Below are 7249 nucleotides of genomic sequence, written 5' to 3'. Positions count from 1 at the left end.
TCACCCGTATCACAGGCGGCAAGTACGTCTCGACGAAACTCCCTCGAATACGGTGCCACAGCAACCTCCTTGTTCAAGTTGCTGCGTAGCTTAACTAATTTGCCGGCATGGCGCTAGAGCTAGATGAAGAGCGCTCTAGATAGCGAAGATGAGGTTGTAGTCCGACAAGATTTTTGGACTTCGACAGCCAACAAACAACTGAACTTCGTTCAGCACATATTCAATTTGCTAAAGGTTCATGGCCGGGCCGCCGTCGTCGTACCTGATAACGTGCTTTTCGAGGGCGGAGCCGGACAAAAGGTCCGCGACCAACTACTCCATCAGTGTGACGTACACACACTCCTACGGCTGCCGACCGGCATTTTCTATAAACCGGGCGTCAAAGCCAACGTGATATTCTTCGATCGTAAGCCGCCTCAAGAAAAACCGTGGACATCGACGCTGTGGGTTTATGACTTTCGCACCAACCAGCATTTCACGCCGAAACAAAACCCAATTGCCCGAAGTAACTTCGACGAGTTCGTGAAGCTCTATAAGCCCGGCACCATCAATCGCCGCAAATCAACTTGGAGCGAGTCTACGCCTGACGGGCGGTGGCGGAGCTTCACTTACGACGAATTACAGAAACGCGATAAGTTGAGCCTCGATCTATTTTGGCTTAAAGACGAGAGCGTCGAAGATAGCAACAGCCTACCGGATCCCGACATATTGGCGCGCGAGATTGTCGACGACTTACAGGACGCGCTGGAGCAATTTGTTTCTATCGCGGACAAGCTGAAAGCGTAGATTTGCAAAATATCGATTATCGAATTGAGTGGTTGGTCTGATTGCGACAACCTCTCTTAGCGTTAATCGACATCAAACCAATGCGCACATTGGGCAGCAACATCCCGAAATCCAGGTTCTGCCTGCGTCTGCCCGGAAAGCAAATACTGAATTGCGGAAGCTAAAAACTTCTTTTCATTTCGATCCCAACCCCAGGCAGAAAGAATATCCCATAGTACTTGAGGTGCAGGCAAGGCCCGCACAAAGTGTTGTAGCGACCACCGTTTCGCAGTAAATTCGTTTACCAATCCCGTCCGCAACGTGCGGCAGCGATCCCACCACCACCAGTTATCAAAAGACTCTTCGACGACTTTCCAAAGACGATCGTCAAGGGCATTCTGACTCGCCGCCAAATACACGCGTGGAAACGAGGTACTAACCATTTCCTCTCCGTGCGAGTCGGACCGCTCCAACCCCAAATTAAGAACATACAAACAGAGTGACGACGCATGAGAATCGATATCTGCGGTCGTTACAATCGCTCGTATCCAGTGTTCGCATGGGAGCGATCTGGCAGCTAGACTTCGGGCGGCGAGGACACGCGGTAATGCAAAAGTCTTAGGTCCTCCAGTATCCAACGATATGATGAGCCAACTTGTAAATTCATTTCCGAGTTCTTCAAGCGCGGCTTGCCAGTCTTCCGGCACACGCTGCCACTTATTCGCGACAGCCCACAAAAGGAGAGCATCGGCGGTCCTCACTTTAAATTTGGCTGTCATTCGCCCGGCAAGATCGGTGGCTCCGGAGTCAAGCTGGCTTTCGATCACTGCAAACAGCACATTATCAGGTACCAAAGCTTGCTGGAGCATCGCTTCCAAAGCGGCCTCTCGAACAACATCCGATGCGCGCCAAAGAGATGGGGCTGTAAGAAGATTTGGGTTGGAGACGACAAATATCGGTATTAGGTCGCTCGCCCATTCAATGAGAGCAGCAATATCATTGGTGCGAAGACTTTCGCTAAACGTGCTAACGATTAACCGTGAAATCTCGTTCTTTCCCCTCAGCGCAGTGCGGACCAATGAAATTGTGTCTTGCGGAGCTGCTTTCCAGGCCGTCATTACCCGGTTCGGTATATCAAGTGTCGCGGCATCGAAAGCATTGTGCTCATCTTCCTTCACCAGCGTGGCCAGCACATCACGATCCGGTAAATCGCTAAAAAAATGGCGGTTCAAAGGTCCAGATGCGACCGCTACTTTTAAACGTGCGCCCTGATGTTGATCTGAAAACAGATCCTGAAGTTGTTTGATTATTTCTACATAACCAGCCAAATCATGGCAGTCGGATTTCAAGTTCCGGAAGAGCATCGCGTATGGACCGACAGAACCCCGCCCATCGATAGGGAATGTCGCGTACTTTTCCACAAATATCGCAAAGTCCGCCATGCGGGAACCAATTGCGAATTCTTCGGCCCAATTTGTTGTCACGCCATCTGCTTCAGTTACGACTTGAATATTATTCGCAGAACGAATCACCTCTCGCATCGACTGCATCGGAACAGTTTGCAGGTCGAAGATGCCTCTGGGAGATTGTCGCAATTGGATTGCGCCGGTGCAGAACTGAAGCCATTGCCCAGTAAGTGTGTGATTGAGACGCCACATTTCAAAGTGAAGCGACGCGAGTTTCGCGGAGTTTACATCGGGAAGAACAACCGGTGCCGGGTCGCCAAATAGAGCCGTAATAACCTTGGCAACGTATGCGCGTGGATATGGTGACGCACTTTCAATATTAGAAGGAGCTGCGGTAATTTCCTTTTCATAAATTGAGACATCTTCTCCCCGACGCGGGCGACGAAAGAATTCGGTCAAAGACTGGAGGCCTGAAATGCTGCGAAGGTCATCCTCGTTGAGCAATAAGCTATGCGTCCATACGCATCCTGGCCGTTCGGCGTCATCCGCATACCACGTCCGTGAGAATACGAATAAGCGGTCGTCAGGCAATGTGTATCCAGAAAAATAATCCTCAAATCCCAAAGCGAGGCGAGGACCGGACAAGTCAGTCAGAGTGCGCATCGTGCGCTGACTACTTGCCGATAATCGTCGGCTACTTGCCAGTAGCCGATGGCCCTCTGAGTAGCCGTGTAAAGTCTGTTGAATGCGCACGTTCACGTCGCACCCTCATCTGCATCGCCATTGCCCTGGATGACCCATTTTATGGGCGCCGTAATATCATGAATTCTCTCCGCTCCATCGTACACCTGTATACGGTCAGACGGTTTTGTCCGCTTTCTCAATGCATCGACAGCCGTTGGGTCTTCAATGTCGCCGCCTTGTGCGCTTATTCCGAAGTATTTTGCCTGTACCTTCGGCCCCTGAGTCGAAAGGAACTGATGAAGCAAGGATAGTTTATCCTTAACCCATTGCTCTGGCGTCGACTGATCTTTAACTAAGTCCCAAGCTGACACGACTACCGAAAGACGCACAGCCCTTCCCGACCTGAGTGCCATTACGAATTGGAGGAGATCCACGAGCTGCACTTGCGTCGGCGCAAGTCGGGCGTCCCAGGCGACAGCCACTCCGTCCGCGCTATCGGGCACTTTAGTTGTTGCTTCTTCATCCTGTTCGTCTGGCAATTGCGGCACCAATGCATTGATGTCCGTAATCAAATGCTCTTCGCGCACATGCGGATGTACAAATAGGAGTCCGCCTTCGCTATCACGAACATAGGAACAATATTCCTTAGACGCAACGCGGTCAGTCCATTGCACCTCAAACGCCTCCCCCGATAGATCCGGAATCCATAGCTCGCATGATGAGTCGTCTGCAGACTCAAGAAGCATATGTAAATTAGCTTGCTCTGATAATTTGGTCCGTTCAAGTCTCTTTGCATCTACCCATAAGCTCCGCACTTGGTTCAGGTACGTTGCATCACCTTGCAACTTGACTAACCGAAGGGCGCTCTGTACTTCACTTGATTCGACAACGTGCCAGAGCGCGGCAAGATACGTAGTCTTTCCCGCTCCGGGAAGGCCGACAACAAATAACTGCTGCTTTTGCTGCACCATGTTGCCTGTCACGTACTAATTGCTATTCGAAATCGGTCGAATTCAGTTGACGTCAGTCCAACTGTAACAGCGGCTGGCGAATGAAACGCCTCAGGTATGTCCCGCACCCAACCGGCAAAGAGATCAACCAAACCCCATCCGAACGGCAACGCTTCCGAGGTAGGGCGTGCCGCGATTCTCATAAAGCGAAGACGCGCACATCGATTCGAGAATCGGGTAGAGCCTTCTGCCTCTATTTCCTTTGCAAATGTTTCAACTTCATCCGTTCCTCCCGATCCTAAAGCTAGATCCCATTTTGTGATGACAATATCCACAAGTGAACTCGATCTTAGTTCGTCAGAATCGAGGCATGATCGTAAAAGAACAAAGGCGTCCGTTTTGGCCTTCTGACGTTGTGAAGTGTCGGCAAGTTTCTCGCCGTCAAGAAGAAGTACGAAATGGTCCGCGCGGCGGAGACCGGCGAGGTTGCGACATTCTTCAACAGAGTCGCGGATTGCATCATGGTGCTCTCCGGACATATCAACGAACAAGATGTCAGTTGTTTGTCCATCGCTCACACCAGTGACTTTGAGATGAAGCAATAAATCTGTCGTGCCAGTCTTAGTTCGCTCGGTAGTTGCAATCGATCTCCGTGAACTGATACGTGCGTCGTGACATCGCTCATCAAACCCAAGGAGGGTCTCGGAGCCGGAAAATGCATAACCCGCAAAGGGCCCCTTCTGAAAACCGTGAAAGAGGCTCGCGATAAGCGTGGTCTTCCCGCTCTTCGGTAATCCCGCAAGAAGAATGAGGCGAGCGCGCGAAGCGGCGGTAATCGGATAACTATCCTCGAAACTAAGCGCCCGACCGTGCGATAGTCGAACTATCCCTTCTTCAACGACGCTATCGACGGCGTCATTGCCTTCTTCTATGGGCTTACTCTCTTCCATCGGTATCACCTCCAGTACGCAGCAGCAGCGTCTCTAAATAGACCTGGCGGCACAATAGGTCAGGTGCAATCTTGAGTTTTGCTTCCAGGTGTTGAGACTTCTTGAATAGCGGAAGCCATTCTGAATCCTTTGCAACAGAAACAGAATTAATTACAGCATTAAAGATCGGGCACATCGGCAGTTCGTCGTTCTTCGCAGCGTCCTTTGCCCACGAATCGCGAATGTCTCGCGATAAACCATTGATTGAAGTGGCAAGTTGAATGTCTTTTGAACTCTCAGATCCAAAACATTGCGCAAGCATTCGTTTGGCGAAGGCTCCCATCGCAAGCGGCCCCGGGATGACACGTGTCAAATCTGCAAGTTCACGGCCGATTAGAAGTATGGATGGGCCTAGCTTTAATTCACTGAATGGAATTGTCGCGATGCGGCTATGCATGCCGGTGAGCCACCACAACATGTCAGACTCTTCACGAAGCAACTCGTATGCGTCGGCAAGAATTCCAATGCTCGCCGCCTGAGCCTTCATAATTGTATTCTGAGTAGCGATAATCTTCCCGAATGGTTCAGTTGCGCTTGGCGCCGCGTTTTCATTAAACGCCTTCGAGACGGCCTCTACGAGTTCTTTATTAACCACACTACCTTTAAGCTGAGGTAGTGGTGCTGATCGAAGCGCGCGCGAGCGGTCCGCAAGATACTGTTCGGCAATATCTACCAAACGTGGAACGACCGAACTGGTTCTCAAGCCTTGTACGGTTGGAACAACTGTGACAAGCGCAGCTAGATTTGCGATGTCGGTATTCTTGTCACCGAGAGCCTCGTGTAAAACCGCTCCGGACAAGACGGCGAGTTCCTGCAAGTGGTTTAACGGCACGAAAGTGCTATCCGCTTCGCGCAGCGCATCAATAAGGACTGTCGGACCGCCCACGTCATTCGTAATAGAGTGGTAACATCGGCCGATTTGATTAATATCGTCCGAATCGAGAGCGCCAGCGGCCTTTTCTACGCCCTGCCAGCGGCGTTCGAGCGTTTCGGGGCTCGGTTGCAAATTGGCGATTTCATACCATTCTGCGAAATAGTCTTTCACGTTCCCTCCTTACTTAATGCCCGAAACGGATTGTCGCCAAAACGGCTATCTTTAGCTTCGACTTGCACTGCGTCCCACAAATCAGCCAGCTTTCCTTCGTCCGAGGCGCGCTTTAATACATTCTTGAATATGTCGTAATCGCGTAGTCCTGCATCCTCATTGCGAATTAGGCTAAGTTTTTGTGCGACACTTAATCTGGTTAGGTATGGAAGTTCGAACAGACGAAACGTCAATACCCGCAACGGGTTTGTCAGTCGTATTGGCTGTTGCATTGTGGTTTCCTCTGCACATGACGTCGGCTGCGTGGCTGATTCTCCAGAGGCGGTGGATTTTGGCGGCTCCCATGATTCTAGCTTAAGCGAGTACTCTTTGAATTCTGCACCCCCGCAGCTGTTGAAGTCAGCGGTAAAGCGCGGTTCAGTTTCGCTCCAAACTCTCGGATACACCTTCACGTCGAGCGTCCTTTGACTTCCATTCCCTGTCACTGAGACAGTTAGCCAATTATATCGGGGCCGCCATCCAGTCTCGACACGTTCAGGATGGACCGCACCGGCAACCAACCGCACCGAGTTTTCTACCGACCGAAGCACGTGCCGGTGCTTATGCCCATACAGTTGAATGTGTGCACGCACATCAAAATCGTCCTTAAGTGCATCGTCATCGCTCCACCAGTCCGGCGGATGATGACAAAGGACTAGATTTGTAACTCCGCCTTCAGATGTGCGTTTCGGCAGCTGATAACGGCCCAAAACGATCGATTCCACGTTCTGATCCATATGATTCGATACAATCGTCGAATTCAAACCGTAGATTCGCAACAACGAGCCATCGTTCAGCGGAAGATCAAATTCACTGAAGGGACGGTCAGCTGTCAGTTTGTAGCCGTATGGTTCAGCAAAGGCATTGAATTCCGCAATTGAGCTATAGAGTTGGGTCCGGCCAATTTCATCGCCGAAGTAACTTAAAAGTTTCGCGTCAACGCCCGCCGGTGCCGCTCCGCGGATAGCGTTTTGAAGATCGAAAAGCACCGCACTATTTCTTATGACTGACTGATCAACGTCGTGGTTGCCAGGTACACACCAGACATTGGCAAACGAAACGCCGACCGCCGAACTCAACTTACCAAGCCAGCCCCTCGCGACGACATATTCGTCTCGTTTTCCGCTATAAGCAATGTCGCCGCCAACCAGGATTGCAGTCGGTGGGCCTAGAGTTTCGACCAGTTTCTTGGCGTCGATCTCAAGCTCATTGCGAAGATCGCTGTCGATATCGAGAGCCGAGCCGCTGTGTTTGCGGAAATGGATGTCGGATAAATGGATCAAAACGGCCACGTGCTACCCCTGAAAAACGACGGAAGTTATGGCGTAATCATAACTTATGGCGCGAATCTGGGCTAGCTCTCCAAAAAAC

6 protein-coding genes are annotated in these 7249 nt (G+C 50.9%); 1 reads left to right on the top strand and 5 read right to left on the bottom strand.

The genetic code is table 11. From position 1 onward, the window contains the following. Positions 1–123 precede the first annotated feature (123 nt). Positions 124–786: an N-6 DNA methylase gene (locus tag VFE46_02145; GenBank protein ID HZZ26782.1), complete on the top strand. Its 663-nt coding sequence runs from the start codon at positions 124–126 to the stop codon at positions 784–786. Between the two features lie 62 nt (positions 787–848). On the opposite strand, the gene VFE46_02140 is transcribed toward VFE46_02145, so the two are convergent. The 5 genes from VFE46_02140 to VFE46_02120 are packed head-to-tail and all read right to left on the bottom strand — an operon-like array spanning position 849 to position 7170. Further along, positions 849–2924: a hypothetical protein gene (locus VFE46_02140; protein HZZ26781.1), complete on the bottom strand. Its 2076-nt coding sequence runs from the start codon at positions 2922–2924 to the stop codon at positions 849–851. 2 nt (positions 2925–2926) lie between these two features. Next, positions 2927–3838 carry a hypothetical protein gene (locus VFE46_02135; protein HZZ26780.1) on the bottom strand — a complete coding sequence of 304 codons (912 nt, stop codon included), beginning with the start codon at positions 3836–3838 and terminating at the stop codon, positions 2927–2929. Further along, positions 3835–4755, bottom strand: a complete 921-nt coding sequence (locus VFE46_02130) for a hypothetical protein (protein ID HZZ26779.1) — start codon at positions 4753–4755, stop codon at positions 3835–3837. The genes VFE46_02135 and VFE46_02130 overlap by 4 nt, the downstream gene beginning before the upstream one ends. Continuing rightward, entirely contained in the window at positions 4742–5839 is a 1098-nt protein-coding gene (locus VFE46_02125; protein ID HZZ26778.1) for a GTPase-associated system all-helical protein GASH, read from the bottom strand. Before VFE46_02125 ends, VFE46_02130 begins: the two co-directional genes overlap by 14 nt. Further along, positions 5836–7170, bottom strand: a complete 1335-nt coding sequence (locus tag VFE46_02120; GenBank protein HZZ26777.1) for a metallophosphoesterase — start codon at positions 7168–7170, stop codon at positions 5836–5838. Before VFE46_02120 ends, VFE46_02125 begins: the two co-directional genes overlap by 4 nt. Between the last annotated feature and the right edge of the window lie 79 nt (positions 7171–7249).

The organism is Pirellulales bacterium, from assembly GCA_035656635.1.
Classification (GTDB): domain Bacteria; phylum Planctomycetota; class Planctomycetia; order Pirellulales; family JADZDJ01; genus DATJYL01.
The sequence above is the reverse complement of the archived record's forward strand: the minus strand, read 5'-3'. Positions and strand labels throughout refer to the sequence as shown.